Below are 20326 nucleotides of genomic sequence, written 5' to 3' on the forward strand. Positions count from 1 at the left end.
GCGAGGCCGAGGCCCGGGGCACGCCGCCCCGGGCCTCGTTCCGTCTACTCCGCCCGCCTGAACTCCGCGATCCCCACCCCCAGCAGCGCCAGCCCCAGGGCCGCCACGAGGCCGAGCTCGAGCATCACCGGCACCTGGAAGTCGAACCACCGGACCCCGGGGTTCAGCACCGCGTCGACCTGCGCCGGCACGTCCAGGTGCGAGAAGACCGCCTGGCGCAGCGGGTCCACCGCGTACGTCATCGGGTTGACCACGGTCAGCACGTGCAGCCACGACGGCAGGTTGGCCAGCGGGAACATCGCCCCCGACAGGAACATCATGGGCATGATCGCCATCTGCATCAGACCGAAGAAGGTCTGCATGTTCTTCATCCGGGCGGCCAGCATCACCCCGAAGGCCGTGATCGTGAACGCCGCGAGGAACATCTCCGCCAGCAGCGTCACGAAGAGCGCGGGCGAGTAGGGAACCCCCACCAGCCCCGCCATGGCCAGAATGAGGATGCCCTGCCCGGTGGCCACGATGGCGCCGCCCAGGCACTTTCCGACCACGATCGCCCCGCGCGAGACGGGCGCGACCAGCATCTCCCTGAGGAAGCCGAACTCGCGGTCCCACACGATGGACCCGGCCGAGAACATCCCGGTCATGATCACGGTCATCGAGATCATGCCGGGGTACATGAACGTGCGGTAGTCGATCCCGGGGATCGCCCCCCGCACCAGCGACCCGAGCCCCGTGCCCATGACGAACAGCCAGAGCACGGGCTGCACCAGCATGGACGCCATGCGGGTGCGGTCGTTGACGAAGCGCAGCATCTCCCGGTGGAGCACGACCTTGATCGCCCGCAGGTCGTGACCGGTGCTGCGGACCGGCACGCGGACGCTGATGGCCTCTGTCGCCATGACTATCGCCTCGCCATCGCTCTCATGAACGCCGTGTTGCCGTCGCCGGCCTCGGCGTCGCGGATCGTGGAGCCGGTGTAGGACATGAACACGTCGTCCAGGGACGGCCGTGACACGCTCACCGATTTGATCGGCATGCCGAGCTCGGCGAACAGCCTCGGCACGAACTCCTCGCCCGAGGCCACCGCGAACGTCACCGCGCCCTCGCGCACGGCCGCCTCCAGCCCGAACCGCTCCCGCAGCGCCTTGATCGCCTCCGCGTCGTCGGGGGTCTGGATCTGCACCCGGTCCTTGCCGACGCTGGCCTTGAGCGCCTCGGGCGAGTCGATGACGACGACCTCGCCGTGGTCGATGATCGCGATCCGGTCGCAGTACTCGGCCTCGTCCATGTAGTGCGTGGTCATGAAGATGGTGATGTCCTCCAGGAGCCGCAGCTGGTTGATGTAGCCCCAGATGGCCGAGCGGGTCTGCGGGTCGAGCCCCACGGTGGGCTCGTCGAGGAAGAGCACGCGCGGGGAGTGCAGCAGGCCGCGGGCGATCTCCAGCCGCCGCTTCATGCCGCCCGAGAACGTCATCACCTTGGCGTCCTTGCGGTCCCACAGCGCGACCATCTCCATGACCTGCCGGATCCGGTCGCCGACCATGCTCTTGGGCACGCCGTACAGCTCGGCGTGGAAGCGCAGGTTCTGCTCGGCGCTCAGGTAGCCGTCGAGGGTGGGGTCCTGGAAGACGAGGCCGATGTTCCTGCGGACCTCGTCACGGTCCCTGACCACGTCGTGGCCCGCCACGGTGGCGCTGCCGCCGGTGGGGTTCACCAGCGTGCAGAGCATGCTGATGGTGGTGGTCTTGCCGGCGCCGTTGGGGCCGAGGAAGCCGAACACCTCACCCGGGCGCACCTCGAAGTCGACGCCCTTGACGGCCTCGACCTTCCCGTACGTCTTCCGCAGGCCGCGCACGGCGACCGCCGCGTCCGCCGCCATCTCAGCCCTCCGCCAGGATCTGGAACATGGACTTGCGCGTCTTCTTGATCAGCTCCTTGGCCGCCGCGATTTGACGCTCGTCGGCCGTGCGGACCAGGTGGGAGAACGCCTCGTTGAGCTGGGCCCAGAGCAGGCGCAGCTCCTGGTGGTCCGGCGGCACGGCCGTGCGGGCGACCTCGTCCCACGGCGCCTCGTCGGCGTACCTGGCCGCCTGGCCGCGGCCCTCCTCCGTCAGCCGGTACGTACGGCTCCCGCCGGACTCGTCGCCGGACACCAGGCCCTCGTCCTCGAGTTGCTGCAGCGCCGGATAGACGGAGCCGGGGCTGGGCCGCCAGACGCCGTGGCTGCGCTCCTCGATGCCCTGGATCATCTGGTAGCCGTTCTGCGGCCCTTCGAGGAGCAGCGCCAGCAGGGCGGCCCGGACGTCGCCGCGGCGCACCCGCGGAGGCGGCGTCTCCCAGTGGACCACGGTGCCGAAGTGGGGCCCGGGCGGGGGCGGCGCGAACGGCGGGCCGAAGCCGCCCGGCCCCGGCGGTGGACCGGGCGGCGGGCCCGGCGGTGGACCGGGTGGGTGCGGGGGGAACGGGTGGTGGGGGTGCGGGGCATCCCAGAAGTCAGGCTCTTCCATGATTACCTCCAACTATCGAGATATCTTGACGATATATCTAGATAGTTGGCACGGGAAGGGCATTTCGGGCAGATCCCTGGAAGTTAGCGAGCGCTAACAGCGGCGGTGACGGCCGCGCGCGCCATGGCGTGCAGCAGCGGCCGCATGTCCCCCGCGCCCAGCTCGCCCGCGCTGTGCGGCGTGGAGTTGAGCAGCCCGAACACGGCGTGCGTCGCGGCCCGCAGCCGCGCCGCCGGGCACTGCGGGTGCAGCTCGGCCAGCACGGTGACCCACTCCTCGACGTAGAGCCGCTGCAGCCGCCTGATCTGGCGCCGCTCGGGCTCGGGCACGTTGCCCAGCTCCCGGTCGTGCACGGTGATCAGCGCCGGCTGCTCGAGAGCGAACGTGATCTGCACGTTGAGCAGCGCGTCCAGCGTCTCCTGGGGATCGGGGTACGAGGTGACCACCGCGGCGGCCGACTCGCGCAGCCGCGAGCTGACATCGAGCAGCATCTCCGACAGCAGCGCGTCCTTGCCGCTGAAGTGCCGGTAGAGCGCGGGGCCCGAGACGCCGACCGCGGCGCCGATGTCCTCGATCGAGACGCCGTGGAAACCGCGCGCGGCGAACAGCCGGGCCGCCGCCTCCAGGATCTCCCCGCGCCTGTTGCGGCGATTCCGGGTAGGGGCGGTAGTGGTCACGTCTCACATGCTAGACGACTACGTTAATGATGACTAACATCTCGTGCTATGAGAGGGGCGTCATGAGCGAGTGGCCGGTGCTGAAGTCGTCCGCCGATCCCGGCGGCGAGGCGTTCAAGCGCAACGTCGAGCTCAACGAGCGGCTCGCCGCCGAGTTGCTGGAGCGGCTGGAGGTCGCCGCCCGGGGCGGCCCCGAGCGCTCGCGCCTGCGCCACGTCGAGCGCGGCAAGCTGCTGCCGCGCGACCGCGTCGACGGCCTGCTCGACCCCGGCTCCCGCTTCCTGGAGCTGTCGCCGCTGGCCGCGAACGGCCTCTACGACGACCAGGCGCCCGCCGCGGGGATCATCACCGGGGTCGGCCGGGTCTCCGGCCGCGAGTGCGTGATCGTCGCCAACGACGCCACCGTGAAGGGCGGCACGTACTACCCGCTCACGGTCAAGAAGCACCTGCGCGCGCAGGAGGTGGCCCTGCACAACCACCTGCCGTGCGTCTACCTCGTCGACTCGGGCGGCGCGTTCCTGCCCAAGCAGGACGAGGTGTTCCCTGACCGCGAGCACTTCGGCCGCATCTTCTACAACCAGGCCACCATGTCCGCCCGCGGCATCCCGCAGATCGCCGCCGTGCTCGGCTCGTGCACGGCGGGCGGCGCGTACGTGCCCGCGATGAGCGACGAGGCCGTCATCGTGCGCGGCCAGGGCACGATCTTCCTGGGCGGCCCGCCGCTGGTGAAGGCGGCGACCGGCGAGGAGGTCACGGCCGAGGAGCTGGGCGGCGGCGACCTGCACGCGCGGGTCAGCGGCGTCACCGACCACCTGGCCGAGGACGACGCGCACGCGCTGGCCATCGTCCGCGACATCGTCTCCACCCTGGCCCCGCGAGCCGCGCGGCCCTGGGACACGATCGCGCCGGAGCCGCCCCGGCACGACCCGCGCGACCTGTACGGGATCGTGCCCGCCGACACGCGCCAGCCGTACGACGTGCACGAGGTGATCGCCAGGATCGTGGACGGGTCGCGCTTCCTGGAGTTCAAGGCCGAGTACGGCTCGACCCTCGTGACCGGGTTCGCCCACCTCCACGGCCATCCGGTGGGGATCGTGGCCAACAACGGCATCCTGTTCAGCGAGTCCGCCATGAAGGGCGCCCACTTCATCGAGCTGTGCGACCAGCGCCGGATCCCGCTCGTCTTCCTGCAGAACATCAGCGGCTTCATGGTCGGCAAGGCCTACGAGGCGGGCGGCATCGCCAAGCACGGCGCCAAGATGGTCACCGCCGTGTCGTGCGCGCGGGTGCCCAAGTTCACCGTCGTGATCGGCGGGTCCTTCGGGGCGGGGAACTACGCGATGGCCGGGCGGGCATACTCGCCCAGGTTCCTGTGGATGTGGCCGAACGCCCGCATCTCGGTCATGGGCGGCGAGCAGGCCGCGAACGTGCTCACCACGGTCGGCACGGCCGACGCCGACGCGATCAGGGCCCAGTACGAGCACCAGGGCAACCCGTACTACTCCACGGCCAGGCTGTGGGACGACGGCGTGATCGACCCGCTCGACACCCGCACCGTCCTCGGCCTGGCGCTGTCCGCGGCGGCCAACGCCCCGCTCGAGCCCGCCGGTTACGGCGTCTTCCGGATGTGACGCATGTTGTTCGACCGTGTTCTGATCGCCAACAGGGGCGAGATCGCCGTACGGGTCATCCGCACGCTGCGCCGGCTCGGCATCACGTCGGTGGCCGTGCACACGGCGTCGGACGCCGGAGCCCGGCACGTGCTGGAGGCCGACCTCTCCCACCAAGTGCCGAAATATCTTGATATTGAGGCAATTGTCGGGGCGGCGCTGGCGTCCGGGGCGCAGGCCGTCCACCCCGGATACGGGTTCCTCGCCGAGAACGCCGCTTTCGCGCGGCGGTGCGCGCAGGCCGGGCTGGTGTTCGTCGGGCCGCCGCCCGAGGCCATCGACGCCATGGGCGACAAGATCCGCGCCAAGGCCACGGTGTCGGCGGCCGGGGTGCCCGTCGTGCCCGGCGGGGCCGAGCCCGGCGACTCGCTGGAATCCTGGCGTGACTTCCCCGCGCTGATCAAGCCCTCCGCGGGCGGCGGCGGCAAGGGCATGGTGCTCGTACGGTCGGCCGCCGAGCTGCCCGACGCCCTGGAGTCGGCCCGGCGCACGGCGCGGGCGGCGTTCGGCGACGCGACCCTGCTCATCGAGCGGTACGTCGAGAGCCCGCGCCACATCGAGCTGCAGATCCTGGCCGACACCCACGGCAACGTCGTGCACCTGGGCGAGCGCGAGTGCAGCCTGCAGCGCAGGCACCAGAAGATCATCGAGGAGGCGCCCTCGCCCTTCGTCGGCCCCGAGACCCGCACCCGCATGGGCTCGGCCGCGGTGGAGGCCGCGCGCTCGGTGGGCTACGTGGGGGCGGGCACGGTCGAGTTCATCGTGGACGGGACCACCGGCTCCTACCACTTCATGGAGATGAACACCCGTCTTCAGGTGGAGCATCCCGTCACCGAGCTGGTGACCGGGCTCGACCTGGTCGAGCTGCAGCTGCGGGTCGCGGCGGGGGAGCCGCTGCCGTTCGGGCAGGACGACGTGCGGATCGACGGGCACGCCGTCGAGGCCCGCGTCTACGCCGAGGACCCGGCCCGCGGCTTCCTGCCGACGGGCGGCCGCGTGCTGGCGTTGCGCGAGCCGGACGGCGGCGTCCCGGGCGGCCCCGCACCCGTCGTACGGGTGGACTCGGGGCTGGTCGAGGGCGGCGTCGTGGGCAGCGAGTTCGACCCGATGCTCTCCAAGGTCGTCGCCTGGGCGCCGGACCGGGCGTCTGCGCTCAGGACGCTCGACCGCGCCCTGGCCCGCACGGCCATCCTCGGCGTGGTCACCAACATCCCGTTCCTGCGGGCCCTCGCCGGACATCCGGCCGTCAAGGCGGGCGAGCTGGCCACCGGGCTGGTCGAGCGCGTGCTCCCCGAGCTGCTCCCGTCCGCGGACGTGCCCGCCGAGGTGCTCGCGGCGGCGGCGCTCGCCTTCCATGCCCTGCCCCGGGGCGACGACCCGTGGGAGGTCACGGACGGCTGGCGGGTGGGCGAGCGGGCCTGGACGACGTGGCGGCTGGAGTCGAGGGACGGGGTGCACGCGGTCCAGGTCCGCGGCCTGCCCGAAGAATCCGCCGAAGTCCGGATAAACGATGAGATCGTGCCCGCGCGCATCCGGCTCGGCGACGGGGAGCTGACCGTCACGATCGGCGGCCGTACCGAGCACTACCTGCGCGTACGCCACGCCGACACGCTCTGGCTCGGCAGGGACGGCGCGGCGTGGGCGCTCACCCGGCACCTCATCGGCGACCCCGGCGACCGGCCCGGCGCGGCGGCCACGGGCGACGGCGTCGTCAGGAGCCCCATGCCCGGCACCGTCCTGGTGGTCAAGGCCCAGGCCGGCGACCGGGTCACCGAAGGCCAGCCGCTGGTGATCGTCGAGGCCATGAAGATGGAGCACACCGTCACCGCGCCCCGCGACGGTGTGGTCTCCGAGCTGGCGGTCCAGGCGGGCCAGCCGGTCGACATGGACGCGGTTCTCGCCGTGGTCACAGAGGAGTCGTGATGCCTTACCCGATGGAAGGGCTTCCGCAACAGGTCACGATCTACGAGGTCGGCCCGCGCGACGGCCTGCAGAACGAGTCCTCGATCGTGCCCGTCGAGGTGAAGGCCGAGTTCATCGACCGCCTCGCGGACGCCGGGCACAAGGTGATCGAGGCGACCAGCTTCGTGCACCCGAAGTGGGTGCCGCAGCTCGCCGACGCCGACGAGCTGCTGGCCCGGCTGCGCAGGAAGCCGGGCGTGCGCTACCCGGTCCTCGTCCCCAACCTGCGCGGCCTCGACCGGGCCCTGGAACGCGGCGTGGACGAGATCGCCATCTTCGCCAGCGCCACCGAGACGTTCGCCGCCAAGAACCTCAACCGCAGCCTGGAGAGCCAGTTCGAGATGTTCGAGCCGGTCGTGGCCAGGGCGGTGGACAACGGCGTGCGGGTGCGCGCGTACGTGTCGATGTGCTTCGGCGACCCCTGGGAGGGGCCGACGCCGATCGCCCAGGTCGTCTCGGTCGGGGAGCGGCTGCTCGGGCTCGGCTGCTACGAGCTGTCGCTCGGCGACACCATCGGGGTCGGCACGCCCGGGCACGTGACCGCGCTGATCAAGGCGTTCCGCCGCCCCGAGCGGCTCGCCGTGCACTTCCACGACACCTACGGCCAGGCCCTCGGCAACACGCTGGCCGCGTTGAGAGCGGGCGTGACGACGATCGACGCCTCCACGGGCGGCATCGGTGGCTGCCCCTACGCCGAGTCCGCCACCGGCAACCTCGCGACCGAAGACCTGGTCTGGATGTTGCGGGGGCTCGGCATCGAGACCGGGCTCGACCTGGGCAAGCTCGTGTCCACCAGCACCTGGCTGGCGGAGCTGCTCGGCCGGCCCAGCCCCTCCCGCGTCGTACAGGCGCTGTCGAAAGGCTGACCATGCTCAAGGACGAGTACGAAGAGCTGCGCAAGACCGTCGAGTCGTTCGCCCGCGAGGTGGTCGCGCCGGTGATCGGCGACTACTACGAACGGGAGGAGTTCCCGTACGACATCGTGCGGCAGATGGGCGCCATGGGGCTGTTCGGGCTGCCGTTCCCGGAGGAGTACGGCGGCATGGGCGGCGACTACTTCGCCCTGTGCGTGGCGCTGGAGGAGCTGGCCCGCGTCGACTCCAGCGTGGCGATCACCCTGGAGGCCGCGGTGTCGCTGGGCGCGATGCCGATCTACCGGTTCGGCGACGCCGAGCAGCGCGAGCACTGGCTGCCCAAGCTGACCTCGGGCTCGGCCCTGGGCGCGTTCGGCCTGACGGAGCCGGGCGGCGGGTCCGACGTGCCGGGCGGGATGCGCACCACCGCCGTGCTGGACGGGCCCGAATGGGTGATCAACGGGACGAAGGCCTTCATCACGAACTCCGGCACCGACATCACGGCCGTCGTCGGCGTGGCCGCGATCACCGGCGAGCGGGAGATCTCCACGATCCTCGTGCCGAGCGGCACGCCTGGGTTCACGGTGTCGAAGAAGTACTCCAAGGTCGGCTGGAACGCCTCCGACACCCGCGAGCTGTCCTTCAGCGACTGCCGCGTCCCCGCCGCGAACCTGCTGGGCGAGCGCGGCCGCGGCTACGCCCAGTTCCTGCAGACCCTCGACGAGGGCCGCATCGCGATCGCCGCGCTCAGCGTGGGGCTGGCCCAGGGATGCGTGGACGAAAGCCTCAAGTACGTCAGGGACCGGAAGGCGTTCGGCCACCCGATCGGCCACTACCAGGCCATCCAGTTCAAGATCGCCGACATGGAGGCCCGCGCCCACACCGCCCGCCTGGCCTACTACCACGCGGCCGAGAAGATGCTGGCCGGGGCGCCGTTCAAGAAGGAGGCCGCGATCGCCAAGCTGGTCTCGTCGAACGCGGCCATGGACAACGCGCGGGACGCCACGCAGGTGTTCGGCGGGTACGGGTTCATGAACGAGTTCCCCGTGGGGCGCTTCTACCGCGACGCCAAGGTGCTGGAGATCGGTGAGGGCACGAGCGAGGTCCAGCGCATGCTCATCGCCCGGCAGCTCGGCCTGGGCGACCTCTGACCGTTTCCGGCTGAACGTTTTCGGCGGGGCGAATCGAGGGAGTTTGCGTCCGCGACCTCGGACGATCTAGTGTCGTCAGTCATGACGGCTGACGATCTTCTCATCAGGAGGGCGGAGAAGGCGGACGCGGACGAGGTGTTCGCGCTGGCGCGCGAGTTCGGTCTGACGTTCAGACCGGAGCGCGGGGCCTTCGACGCCGCCCTGCCCGAGCTGCTGGCGAACGAGGACGCCCTGCTGCTCGCGGCCGTCGTGGGCGGGCGCGTGCAGGGCTACCTGCTGGGGTTCGTGCATCTGACCCTGTTCGCCAACGGGCCGGTGGCCTGGGTCGAGGAGGCCATGGTCGGCTCCGGGGCGCGCCGGCAGGGCATCGGCCGGGCCCTGCTGGAGGAGTTCGAGCGGTGGGCTCGCACGCGGGAGGCGGGCTACGTGGCGATGGCCACGCGGCGCGCGCCCGAGTTCTACCACGCGCTGGGCTACGAGGCCTCCGCCACGTTCTTCCGCAAGGTCCTGCGCTAGCCCGGCCCCTTCCGCGAGGTCCCGCGCCGGCCCGGCCGGCCGGCCGGGAATTCTGTCGTGATCTGATGGCATTCTTAGGGCGTGAGTATCCATGCCGTCAGTCCCCGCTTCGTCGGGCGCGCCCGTGAGCTCGCCGCTCTCGGCGACGCGTTGGTCGGGGCGCGTGCCGGGGCGTCGTCCGCCGTGCTCGTCGGCGGCGAGGCCGGGGTCGGCAAGACCCGGCTGATCAAGGAGTTCACCGATCGGGCCGACGACGCGCTGGTGCTCGTCGGCGGGTGCCTGGAGCTGGGCACCGAGGGCCTGCCGTTCGCGCCGTTCACCGCCGTGCTGCGCGGGCTCGTCCGCGAGCTGGGCCGCGACGGGGTGGCGGCGCTCGTGCCCGGCGGCACCACGCGCGGGCTGGCGCGGCTGCTGCCCGAGTTCGGGGAGCCGGACGGAGACGGGCCCGAGGCCAGAGCCCGGCTGTTCGAGCAGGTGCTGGGGCTGCTGGAGCGGCTGGCCGAAGAGCGGCCCGTGCTGCTGATCGTCGAGGACGCCCACTGGGCCGACCGGTCCACCCGCGACCTGCTGTCGTTCCTGGTCCGCTACCAGCCGACCGCGGCGGGCCTGCTGATCGTGGTCACGTACCGCACCGACGAGCTTCACCGCACCCACCCCCTGCGCCCGCTCCTCGCCGAGCTGGGCCGGGTCGAGCGGGTGCGCAGGGTCGAGCTGCGCAGGCTCACCCGCAAGGAGGCCGTCGCGCAGGCGGCCGGCATCCTGGAGCGGGAGCCGTCCCCCGCCGACATGGACCTGATCTACGCGCGCAGCGAGGGAAACCCGCTGTTCGTGGAGGCGCTGCTCAGCGACGGAGGCGGCGTCGCGCTGCCGGAGTCGCTGCGCGACCTGCTGCTGGCCAGCGTCGAGCGGCTGCCCGCCGAGACGCAGGAGCTGCTGCGCGTGGCCAGCGCCGGCGGGCAGCGCATCGAGCACGACCTGCTCTCCGCCGTCGCCGGGCTCGACGAGAACGCGCTCTCCAGCGCGCTGCGGCCCGCCGTGGCGGGAAACGTGCTGACCGTCGACGGCGAGGGCTACTGCTTCCGGCACGCGCTGATCCGCGAGGCGCTCCACGACGACCTGCTGCCCGGCGAGCACACCCGCCTGCACACCCGCTTCGCCGAGGCGCTGGAGCGCGACCTGTCGATCCTGCCCGCCCCGCGCGGCGCGATCGAGCTGGCCCACCACTGGCACTCCGCCCACGACGCCACCTGGGCGCTGGTCAGCGCCTGGCAGGCGGCCGGCGTCGCCCGCAGGTCCACCGCCTACGACGAGCAGCTCAGGATGCTGTCCAGGGTGCTGGAGCTGTGGGACCAGGTGCCCGACGCGTCCGAGCGCATCGACAGCGACCGCATCGACGTGCTCAGGAACACGGCCACGGTCGCGCACCTCGCCGGGGAGTACGAACGCTCCATCGCCCTGGCCGGCGCCGCCCTCGCCGAGATCGACCACGAAGCCGACCCGATCAGGGCGGCCAAGCTGCTGCGCCAGCGCGGCCTGACCCGCTACGACCTGGGCCGCTCCGGCTACGTCGACGACCTGCGCGAGGCGGCCGCGCTGGTCGCCTCCGACCGGCCGACCAAGCTCCACGCCCAGGTCCTGGAGACCCTGTCCCGCATGCTCCACGGGCGGGAGGTCTGGTCGGAGCGGCTCGCCACGAGCCGGCTGGCCATGAAGATCGGCCACGAGCTGGGCGACCGTAAGGTGGAGGCGCACGCGCTGATCGACCTCACCTGGGCGCGATTCGGCTTCTCCGAGATCGAGGCGCAGCTGGAGGCGTTCGCGGAGGCGCGCAGGCTCGCCGGCGGCGACGAGGCGTACAACGCGCTGATGCGCTGCGCGATCTCCGAGTCCGACGCGCTGGAGGGGGCGGGCCGCCACGAGCGGGCCGCGCAGGTGGCCCGCGACGGCATCGAGGAGGCCCGCCAGTACGGGCTGGCCCGCACGTCCGGCGCGTTCCTGTCGATCAACCTGGCCGAGCCGCTGGTGTCACTGGGCCAGTGGGAGGAGGCGCTGGAGGTGGTCGAGCACGCGCTCGACCTCGCGCCGCCGGCTCCCTACCAGGCCAGCCTGCAGGGGTTCGCCACGGACATCGCGCTGGCGCGCGGGGAGTTCGACCGGGCCGAGCGGCTGCTGGGGTCGTCGCGGAGCGTGCTGTCGCGCGGGACCTACCGCGACCAGACGGTCCTGCCGCACCTGTGCAGGGAGGTGCGGCTGCTGCACGCGCGCGGGGAGCTCGAGGCCGCGGTGGAGGTGGCCGCGAAGGCCCTGGAGGAGCGCGATCTGGTGGAGACCCCGCGCTACTCCTGGCCGGTGCTGGTGACCATCGCCGACCTGCTCGGCTCCGTGGTGCCGCAGCAAGGGTCCGGGGCGGGCACGCCGGTGGCGCAGCTCGGCGCGGCCCTCCTGACGCGGCTGCGGGCGCTGGGGCGGGAGCTCGAGGCCGACGGCGACCTCCAGCGGGCGCAGCACCTCACCTTCACGGCGCTGACGGGTCCCGAGCCGGACGACGGCGGCGCCGAGCCGCCCGCGTGGCGGTTCGAGGCCTGGGACCGGGCGGCGGGGGCGTGGGCGGCGCTGCGGCAGCCGTACGCCGAGGCGCGGTGCCTGGTGGGCGCGGCGCAGGCGGCGCTGGCGGACGGCGACCGGCAGGAGGCCGCGGAGCGGCTGGGCCGCGCGCGGGAGTTGGCCGCCCGGCTGGGCGCGACGCCGCTGCTGGAGCAGCTCGACGCCTTCGGGCGGCGGGCCAGGATCGGGGGCGCCGAGGAGGCGGCCGACGGGCTTCCGCTGGGGCTGACGGCTCGCGAGCTGGAGGTGCTGCGGGAGGTGGCGAACGGGCGGAGCAACCGGGAGATCGCCGAGGCGCTGTTCATCTCGGCGAAGACCGTGAGCGTGCACGTCTCCAACATCCTGGCCAAGCTGGGCGTCGCCACCCGGGGCGAGGCCGCCGCCACCGCCTACCGGCTGCGGCTGTTCGACGCGCCCCTTTGAACGGCAGGGCGAGTGCTCAGCCCGTCAGCTGGGCTTCCAGGCGGTAGCCGTCCACCGTGACGTAGACCTGGTCGCCGGGGCGCGCGTTCAGGCGCATCAGCACCGGCTGGAGAGAGTCGAAGACCGGCTGGTGGCCCTGCCAGACCAGGACGATGGCGTTGTCCCCGGGCCCGGTCACCGACAGCAGGGTGCCGGGGCGCATGCCGAGCTGGGCCGCGTAGCCCTCCGGCACCGGCACGGGGCCGCCCCTGAGGTGCTCCGGGGTCACCTCGATGCGCTGCCAGCGGCGCGGGTCCGAGGACGGGCCCGGCAGCGGCGGAGGCGGCGTCGGGGAAGAGCCTGCCAGCATCGGCGAACGGCCGCCCGACAGCGCCGAGAGCGTAGCCAGGGCCGCGGACGGGTCGATCGAGTTCGCCGGGGTCGGCGGGATGGGCTGGCCGCCCCGGTGGTGGTGGCCGTTGGCGCCCGGCGTGCGGCGGGGCAGGGGCTGGGCGGGCGACGGGGCCTCGGCCACCGGGTCGCCGCTCGTCTCCTGGGGCAGGGCGTCGTACCAGGCCTTGGCGGAGTGGGCGCGGATGCCCAGCTCGCCCATCAGCTCCACGACGTCCGCGTCGGGCGGGCTCGAGGCCAGCAGCTGCCTCGTACGGTCCTGCAGGCGGTGCAGGTCGCCCACGACCAGCCAGCCGTCCTGGAAGCGGCGGTCGGGCATGAGCGTCACCAGCACGCGCCAGAGCGGGGTGCGCAGCGAGGGGACCGTCACGGGGTGGGCCGGGTCGGCGCCGATCAGCTGGTCCTCGGTGGCCGCCGCGCCGAGCCATTCGGTCAGGCGGAACATGTGGCCCGTGACCGGCGCGGACTCCGAGGAGCGCAGCCAGTGCAGCACGCGTTCCTCGGCCGTGCGCTGGGCCTGGGAGAGCGCGTCCCGGTCGACCAGCATCTTGTGGGCGAGCGTCCGCAGGCTGACCGGGTCCTCGGCGAACAGCCGGTGCACGGCCACCGCCAGCTCCAGCTTGTCCAGGCTGCGGAACAGGTTGTCCACGACCCGCACCATCGCGTGGTCGGCGTCGGTCGGCACGGGGCTGCTGGGGACCGGCGGAGCAGTGGGAACAGGCGCGGCGTAGCTCGGGGTGCCGTTGCTCTTGGAGGCGCCGGGCGCGCCGGGGACGGCGGGCATGGATCCCGTACTGGGACCGCCGGGGACCGCGGGCATCGAGCCGGTGCTGGGACCGCCCGGGATCGCGGGCATGGACCCGGTGCTGGGACCGCCCGGGATCGCGGGCATGGACCCGGTGCTGGGACCGCCCGGGACTGCGGGCATCGATCCGGTGCTGGGACCGCCGGGGGCGGAGCTGTTGTCCTGGCGGGCGCCGGGCTGGGCGTCGGCCTGGGGGCTCGCGGGGCGCTGCGGGGCGCGGTCGGCCTGGCCAGGCTGGCCGGGGGCCGGGCGGCCCTCGCCGGCAAACCCCTGCGCCGGGAACGAGCCGCTCTGCGGCTGCGCGGAGAACGAGCCGGTCTGCGCGGGGAACGACCCCGTCTGCCGCGCCGGCCCACCGGCGTCCGGCGCCGGCTGGGCCGGGAAGGAGCCGGTCTGGCGGTCCTGGGACGGGCCGGTCTGGCGGTCTTGCGAGGGGGCGACCTGGCGGTCCTGGGAGGGGCCGCCCGGGCGGTCGGATATCGAGGGGAAGGAGCCGGTCTGGCGGCCGCTGTCCGGCCCCTGGGCGGCCTGGGGGCCGGTGCCCGAGGGCTGCTGGGCCGGGAACGAGCCCGTCTGGCGCCGGTCCGCGGCGGCGGCCGGGCGCTGCGGCGCGGCGTCGGGGCGCTGCTCGGCGGCGGCGCCGCTCTGGGCGGCGAACATGCCGGTCTGAGGCACCGGATCGGCCTGGACGGGGAAGGAGCCCGTGCCCCGGACGAGCGGCCGGGTGACCTCGGGGTGATCGGCCGCGGGGGCCGTACGCTGGGCCGGGATGCGGCCGAGGATCTCGCGGAAGACGGAGCCGATCACCACTTCGGGCGTCGCCGACGGCGTGCCCAGGTCGCTGGGGGACAGGCGGCGCAGCCGCTGCCAGCCGCCGAGCCCGGTGATCGCCGTACGGGTGTCCTCGGGCCAGCCCGGCAGCGCCGGATCGATGTGGTGGACGGTCAGCGCGGGCAGCAGGTCGGCCAGCGGCAGATGGTCCCAGCGAGAGGAGGCCAGGCGCGCCAGCCGCTCGCAGATCCAGTCGAGCCCCGCCGTGCCGAGCGCCCTCGACAGCGCGAGGGAATGCCACCATCCCGCCGGCAGCCGCGGATCGGCCAGTGCTTCGGCCACCTGCTGCGGGCGGCTCCAGCGCAGAGCAGGGACTAGGTCGCTCAGGCAGATCGATGACTCGACTTCCATCGGCGGACCTTATCCTCCCCAGTGAGCCGCGTGGTGCTGACCGAAACGCGTGTGGCTAATGGTGTAGCTTACGCGGCAAGCTATCAATCAGTGTGAATAGGGTAAAGACGGTTCAGATCCAAACCGTACCGTGGCCGACCGCCCACCTGGGCCACACATGCGGCACCAGCACGGCAACCTGCCTCCAAAGCCGCCTCCTCGCCGACACCCTGCAGAACCCCGGTGAGGTACCCGGCGGCGAACGCGTCACCCGCTCCCGTCGAGTCCACGACCTCGGTGGACACACCTGCCGCCGCCGCGACGACCTCGCCGTCCACGGCGGCCAGCGCGCCCCGTGCTCCCAGCTTCACGATCGCTGTGCCGTATGTCTCACTCAAGAGTACGGCGGCGCGCTCCGCCGTCGTGGCTCCACTCAGCAAGAGGGCCTCATCAAGATTCGGGAGGATCAGGCCGGCGGGGGCGGATTCGCGGATGAAACGTTCGACCCCGAAGTCGCGCAGCGGGCCGGTGGAGGCCGGGTCGACGCTGATCGCGATCCCGGCGGCGGCGGCCTCGGCCATCGCCAGCCTGGCCAGCCGCAGCCCGCCCTCCGCGAACAGCAGGTAGCCGGACAGGTGGAGACGGGCGACGCCGTCGAGCAGGGCCGGGTCCCAGTCGGCCTCGGAGATCAGGCCGCCCGCGCCGCGGTTGGTGAGCATCGTACGCTCGCCGCTCCGGTCCACCATCGCGATCACGACGGCGGTGGGGCGGTCGGGATCGACCGAGACGTGCGGCCGGACCCCCGTCTTGGCCAGCTCGGTGGTGTGCCACTCGCTGCTGTCGTAGCCGAGCCTGGCCAGCAGGCGCACCTCGGTGCCGAGGCGGGCGGCCCAGGCGGCGGTGTTCGCGCCGGAGCCGCCGGGGCGCAGGACGATGTCGGCCGCCGTGTCGGTGCCCGACATGACCGGCGAACCATGCAACGCCACCACATCGGTGACCACGTCGCCGATGACGAGCAGGGCCCTGCCCATCACTCCGTCCGTCACCCCGTCCGTCACGGGCGCGCCCATGACCGGGCGATCTGCGAGGCCAGGGCGACGTTGCCGCGCACGGCGGCCAGGTTGGCCTCCAGGGAGGCCCCGCCGGTGCCGTCCACCAGGTAGCCGAGCAGGAACGGCGTGATCGCCTGCCCCTTGACGCCCTGCCGCTCGGCGGCGGCCAGCGCCTCGGCCAGCACGCGGTCATGGAGCTCGGGGTCGAGCTGCTGGTCCACGGGGACGGGGTTGGCGACGATCAGCGCCGTCTCCTGGCCGCCGAGCGCGTCCTGGCCCCGCATGATCTCCGCCGCGTCGGCGGGCGACTCGATCCGCCATTCGATCGGCTGGCCGGAGGAGTGCAGGTAGAAGCCGGGGAAGGTGTCCGTACGGTAGCCCGCGACGGTCACGCCGCGCGTCTCCAGGCGCTGCAGCGTCGCGGGCACGTCGAGGATCGACTTGACGCCGGCGCAGACGACGGTGATGCGGGTGCGGGCCAGCGTGTCGAGGTCGGCGGACTCGTCCTGGTCCTCGGTCCAGCCGCGGTGCACGCCGCCGAGTCCGCCGGTGGCGAAGACGCGGATGCCGGCGCGGGCGGCGAGGAACGACGTGGCCGACACGGTGGTCGCGCCGCTGGCCTTCAGCGCCGCCGCCACGGGCAGGTCCCGCTGTCCCAGCTTGCGCAGGCCGGACTCGGTCGCGATCCGCTCCAGCTCCACCTCGTTGAGGCCGATGCGGGGCACGCCGTCCAGCACGGCGATCGTGGCCGGGACGGCGCCGGCCGCCCGCACGATCCCCTCCAGCTCGCGCGCCACCTCCAGGTTGCGCGGCTGCGGCAGCCCGTGGGAGATGATCGTGGACTCCAGGGCGACGACGGGCGCGCCACTCGCCAGGGCCTCGGCGACCTCGTCGGACGGCTGCAGAACGGAGTCGGGGGTGCTGCGCATGGTGAGTTTCGTGCTCCTTGGGTGGGTCCTGGCCTACTAGGGCGAAAAACGTATTTTACGGGATTTTGTGCGGAACCCAGCAGCTTGCGGCGCTGATCAGGGGGCGGTCCACCTGAGGATCACACAGGGGGTGCGGGGCCCGCCAGTGACCCGGCGGATCGGGAGAAATGTCCGAGAGTGGGCGTTGACGGATGGTGTGGGTGGGGTCGTATGGTGCGGTGATGGGGTCGTATGACGTGATCGTGGCCGGAGGCGGGCACAACGGGCTGGTGGCGGCCGCCTACCTGGCCGGAGCGGGACGCAGCGTGCTCGTCCTGGAACGCCACGACCACGTGGGCGGGCTGGCGATCTCCACGCGGGCCTTCCCCGGCGTCGACGTACGGCTGTCGCGCTACTCCTACCTCGTCAGCCTCCTGCCCTCCGCGATCGTCCGCGATCTGGGGCTGGACCTGGAGCTGCGCCGCCGCCGCTACGCCTCGTACACGCCCAAGGGCGACACCGGCCTGCTCGTCGACAACGAGGATGCGGCGGCCACGGCGGCCTCGTTCAGGGGCGTCACCGGCGGCGAGGCCGACCACGAGGCGTGGCAGGACTTCTACGCCATGACCGCGCGCGTGGCGCAGGCGCTGGCGCCCACGCTGCTCGAACCCCTCCCGTCCGCCGCCGAGGTCGAACGGCTCGTCGGCCCCGAGGCGTGGCGGGACCTGTTCCGGCGGCCGATCGGGCGGACCGTGGAGGAGCGGTTCGGGGACGACACCGTGCGCGGCGTGGTGCTGACCGACGCGCTCATCGGCACGTTCGCCGACCCTGCCACCGACCTGCTCGCCAACCGGTGCTTCCTCTACCACGTGATCGGCGACGGCACCGGCGAGTGGAACGTCCCCGTCGGCGGCATGGGCGCCGTCTCGGGGGCGCTCGAGGCGGCCGCCAGGCGGGCGGGCGCCGAGATCAGGACCGGGGCCGAGATCGTCGGGATCTCGCCGTCCGGCGAGGTCACGTTCGCGGACGAGGGCGGCGAGCACACGGTGAACGGCGGCCACGTGCTGGTCAACCTGCCGCCGGCCGTGCTCGACCGGGTGCTGGGCAGGCCCGGGGAGGTGCCGGAGGGCGCACAGCTGAAGGTCAACATGGTGCTGACGAGGCTGCCCCGGCTGAAGGACGCGTCCGTGGATCCGCGGGCGGCCTTCAGCGGCACGTTCCACATCAACGAGAGCCGCGACCAGCTCGCCGCGGCCTACGGGCAGGCGGCGCGCGGGGAGATCCCGGAGCTGCCGCCGGCCGAGGTCTACTGCCATTCGCTGACCGACCCGTCGATCCTCGGGCCCGGGCTGAGGGGCAGGGCCGAGACGATGACGCTGTTCGGCCTCCACATGCCCGCCCGCCTTTTCCGGAAAAATCCGGATAAAGCGAGAAAGGCCGCCCTGGACGCCACCTTCGCCTCCATCAACTCCGTCCTCGCCGAGCCCATCGAGGAATGCCTGCTCAGGGCCCCCGACGGCACCCTGTGCGCCGAGGCCAAGACCCCGGTCGACCTCGAGAACGAGGCCGGGCTGCCCGGCGGCCACATCTTCCACACCGACCTGAGCTGGCCGTACGCGGAAGAGGGCGAGCGGTGGGGCGTGGAGACCGAGCACGAGCGCATCCTGATGTGCGGCGCCGGCGCCCGCAGGGGCGGCGGCGTGAGCGGCATCGCCGGCCACAACGCGGCCATGTCGGTACTGAAACGCTGACCTCCTGCGCCTTGGGCCGGCCTCCTGGGCTAATCCTCCGAGATCAGCCTCGTGGCCACCTCCATGGCCACGGCCGCCCGCTCCGCCTCCGGCACGTCCAGGTCGAAGAGGAACGGCACGCTGCCCAGGATCACCGCGAACACCGCCAGCCGGGCCTCGAACTTCCGCACCGGGCCGGACTCCGGATCCTCCAGCAGGGACACCATCTTGACGATCCCGGCCTGCATCCGCTCACCGGCCGGCAGGCCCTGCATAACACCCTGGTTGACCTGCGCGAACTTGAACAGAGGACGCCACTGCCCCTCCAGCAGTTCGCCGATCCGCCGCAGGATCTCCCGCCTCGATTCGGGGGTCTTGGGCTGCGCGTGCCCCCACGCCACCAGCTCGTCGATCGACTCGGCCAGCCGCTCTCCGACGCTCTCCAGGATCGCCTCTTTGGTGCTGAAGTGGTAGTAGAGCGCCGGCCGGGTGATCTGCAGCCGCTCGGCCACCTCCTGCAGCGTGGTCTGCTCGTACCCCTGCTCGGCGAACAGCTCCAGCGCCACCTGCCGGATCCGGTCCCTGGTGTCCGTCCGCCGCCCTGCCATCCCGCTCCCATCACTTGACGACCGGCCCACGATTGCTTACTTTCGCGTAAGTAAGCAATGCGATCCGGCTTGTACGGGAGCAGACTATGGCCGAAACCTTCCCTGTCCAGCGCACCTGCCCGTTCGCGCCCCCGCCCGAGTACGAGCGGATGCGCGAGCAGGCCCCCCTCGTACGAGCCTCGCTCCCCGGCGGGGACGTCTGGCTCGTCACCCGGCACGCCGCGGCCAAACAGGTCCTGTCGGGCACGGGCATCAGCACCAACCCGGCGACCCCCGGTCACCCCAACTGGGCGTTCAGACCGGAGCCGCCCACCCCCGAGGAGCGGGCCGCGGCGAAGGAGTTCGCGATCGGACACTTCATCGACCTCGACCCGCCCGAGCACGGCCGGTTCCGGCGGCTGCTCATCCCCGAGTTCACCGTCAGGCGCGTCAAGGAGCTGCGGCCCGGCATCCAGCGCACCGTGGACGAGCTCATCGACGACATGCTGGCCAAGGGCGACGAGGCGGAGCTGGTGGAGGCGTTCGGGCTGGCGCTGCCGTCGCTGGTCATCTGCCAGCTGCTCGGCGTCCCCGTCGACGACCGCGAGTTCTTCCAGTCGCGCACCCGCGAGATGCTCTCCAGCGCCGACGGCCCCGACGCGAGCTTCGCCGCGATCATGGCGCTCAGGGACTACCTCGACACCCTGGTCGCCAAGGCGGCGCAGCAGCCGAAGGACGACCTGCTCGGGCGGCTGATCGAGAGCGGTCAGCTCACCCATGCCGAGCTCGTGGGCGTGACCTTCCTGCTGCTCGTCGCGGGCCACGAGACCACCGCGAACATGATCCCGCTCTCCGCCCTCACCCTCCTGCGCCACCCCGCCCAGCTCGCGGCGCTGCGCGAGAACCCGGACAGGTGGCCCATGGCGATGGACGAGCTGCTGCGCTACCACTCGATCGTGGACTGGGTGGCGTTCGACCGGGTGGCCATCGAGGACCAGGAGATCGACGGACAGCTTGTCAGGGAGGGCGAGGGCATCTTCGTGCTCGGCGCCTCCGCCAACAGGGACGAGCGGGCGTTCGAGCGGCCAGACGAGTTCGACGTCGAGCGCGGGGCCCGCCACCACGTGGCGTTCGGGTACGGTGTCCACCAGTGCCTCGGCCAGAACCTGGCCAGGGCCGAGATGGAGATCGCGCTGCGCACGCTGTTCGAGCGCATCCCCGGCCTGCGGGTCACCGTGCCGGACGAGGAGCTGCCGATCAAGAGCGACGGCCCCATCTTCGGGCTGAAGGCGATGCCTGTGGCGTGGTGATCTCATGGAACGCGCATGA

At 72.4% G+C, this 20326-nt stretch carries 16 protein-coding genes; 8 read left to right on the forward strand and 8 right to left on the reverse strand.

Annotated elements, in window-relative coordinates:
- Window positions 1–44: 44 nt before the first annotated feature.
- From ABZX61_RS15420 to ABZX61_RS15435, 4 genes are all read right to left on the reverse strand, one after another.
- Window positions 45–899: an ABC transporter permease gene (locus tag ABZX61_RS15420; RefSeq protein WP_355194868.1), complete on the reverse strand. Its 855-nt coding sequence runs from the start codon at window positions 897–899 to the stop codon at window positions 45–47.
- Window positions 900–901: 2 nt separating this feature from the next.
- On the reverse strand, window positions 902–1879 hold the full coding sequence (locus tag ABZX61_RS15425) for an ATP-binding cassette domain-containing protein (RefSeq protein ID WP_355194870.1): 978 nt from the start codon (window positions 1877–1879) through the stop codon (window positions 902–904).
- 1 nt (window position 1880) lies between these two features.
- Entirely contained in the window at window positions 1881–2507 is a 627-nt protein-coding gene (locus ABZX61_RS15430) for a PadR family transcriptional regulator (protein WP_355194871.1), read from the reverse strand.
- 83 nt (window positions 2508–2590) lie between these two features.
- Window positions 2591–3184, reverse strand: coding sequence for a helix-turn-helix domain-containing protein (locus ABZX61_RS15435; RefSeq protein ID WP_355194873.1), 594 nt, complete (start codon window positions 3182–3184; stop codon window positions 2591–2593).
- Window positions 3185–3246: 62 nt separating this feature from the next.
- Here ABZX61_RS15435 and ABZX61_RS15440 point away from each other — a divergent pair, with 62 nt between their 5' ends.
- From ABZX61_RS15440 to ABZX61_RS15465, 6 genes are all read left to right on the forward strand, one after another.
- Window positions 3247–4815: a carboxyl transferase domain-containing protein gene (locus tag ABZX61_RS15440; RefSeq protein ID WP_355194875.1), complete on the forward strand. Its 1569-nt coding sequence runs from the start codon at window positions 3247–3249 to the stop codon at window positions 4813–4815.
- A gap of 3 nt (window positions 4816–4818) precedes the next feature.
- Window positions 4819–6777, forward strand: coding sequence for a biotin carboxylase N-terminal domain-containing protein (locus ABZX61_RS15445; protein WP_355194877.1), 1959 nt, complete (start codon window positions 4819–4821; stop codon window positions 6775–6777).
- Window positions 6777–7682 (forward strand): hydroxymethylglutaryl-CoA lyase, encoded by a 906-nt coding sequence (locus tag ABZX61_RS15450; protein ID WP_355194879.1) that lies wholly within the window; start codon window positions 6777–6779, stop codon window positions 7680–7682. The genes ABZX61_RS15445 and ABZX61_RS15450 overlap by 1 nt, the downstream gene beginning before the upstream one ends.
- A 2-nt stretch (window positions 7683–7684) precedes the next feature.
- Window positions 7685–8821, forward strand: a complete 1137-nt coding sequence (locus tag ABZX61_RS15455) for an acyl-CoA dehydrogenase family protein (protein ID WP_355194881.1) — start codon at window positions 7685–7687, stop codon at window positions 8819–8821.
- Window positions 8822–8902: 81 nt separating this feature from the next.
- Window positions 8903–9337 carry a GNAT family N-acetyltransferase gene (locus tag ABZX61_RS15460; RefSeq protein ID WP_350722284.1) on the forward strand — a complete coding sequence of 145 codons (435 nt, stop codon included), beginning with the start codon at window positions 8903–8905 and terminating at the stop codon, window positions 9335–9337.
- Window positions 9338–9418: 81 nt separating this feature from the next.
- On the forward strand, window positions 9419–12364 hold the full coding sequence (locus tag ABZX61_RS15465) for an AAA family ATPase (protein ID WP_355194884.1): 2946 nt from the start codon (window positions 9419–9421) through the stop codon (window positions 12362–12364).
- Window positions 12365–12380: 16 nt separating this feature from the next.
- Here the strand turns inward: ABZX61_RS15465 and ABZX61_RS15470 are convergent, their stop codons facing one another.
- The 3 genes from ABZX61_RS15470 to ABZX61_RS15480 all read right to left on the reverse strand — a co-directional run bounded on the left by ABZX61_RS15470 (window position 12381) and on the right by ABZX61_RS15480 (window position 16701).
- Window positions 12381–14741 (reverse strand): hypothetical protein, encoded by a 2361-nt coding sequence (locus tag ABZX61_RS15470; protein WP_355194886.1) that lies wholly within the window; start codon window positions 14739–14741, stop codon window positions 12381–12383.
- 83 nt (window positions 14742–14824) lie between these two features.
- On the reverse strand, window positions 14825–15790 hold the full coding sequence (locus tag ABZX61_RS15475; RefSeq protein ID WP_355194888.1) for a PfkB family carbohydrate kinase: 966 nt from the start codon (window positions 15788–15790) through the stop codon (window positions 14825–14827).
- Window positions 15775–16701 (reverse strand): pseudouridine-5'-phosphate glycosidase, encoded by a 927-nt coding sequence (locus ABZX61_RS15480; protein WP_350722277.1) that lies wholly within the window; start codon window positions 16699–16701, stop codon window positions 15775–15777. The genes ABZX61_RS15475 and ABZX61_RS15480 overlap by 16 nt, the downstream gene beginning before the upstream one ends.
- Before the next feature lie 221 nt (window positions 16702–16922).
- Between ABZX61_RS15480 and ABZX61_RS15485 the strand changes: the two genes are divergently transcribed.
- Window positions 16923–18431 (forward strand): NAD(P)/FAD-dependent oxidoreductase, encoded by a 1509-nt coding sequence (locus ABZX61_RS15485; protein WP_355194890.1) that lies wholly within the window; start codon window positions 16923–16925, stop codon window positions 18429–18431.
- A 29-nt stretch (window positions 18432–18460) separates the two neighbouring features.
- On the opposite strand, the gene ABZX61_RS15490 is transcribed toward ABZX61_RS15485, so the two are convergent.
- Complete coding sequence (locus ABZX61_RS15490) at window positions 18461–19018, reverse strand: helix-turn-helix domain-containing protein (RefSeq protein ID WP_355194892.1); 558 nt, start codon at window positions 19016–19018, stop codon at window positions 18461–18463.
- An 86-nt stretch (window positions 19019–19104) separates the two neighbouring features.
- Here ABZX61_RS15490 and ABZX61_RS15495 point away from each other — a divergent pair, with 86 nt between their 5' ends.
- The gene (locus tag ABZX61_RS15495; RefSeq protein WP_355194894.1) at window positions 19105–20307 is read left to right on the forward strand and encodes a cytochrome P450; all 1203 of its coding nucleotides are present in this window, start codon (window positions 19105–19107) and stop codon (window positions 20305–20307) included.
- Window positions 20308–20326: the final 19 nt, after the last annotated feature.

The sequence above is a fragment of the Nonomuraea sp. NPDC003709 genome (assembly GCF_040610775.1).
Classification (GTDB): Bacteria; Actinomycetota; Actinomycetes; order Streptosporangiales; family Streptosporangiaceae; genus Nonomuraea; species Nonomuraea angiospora_A.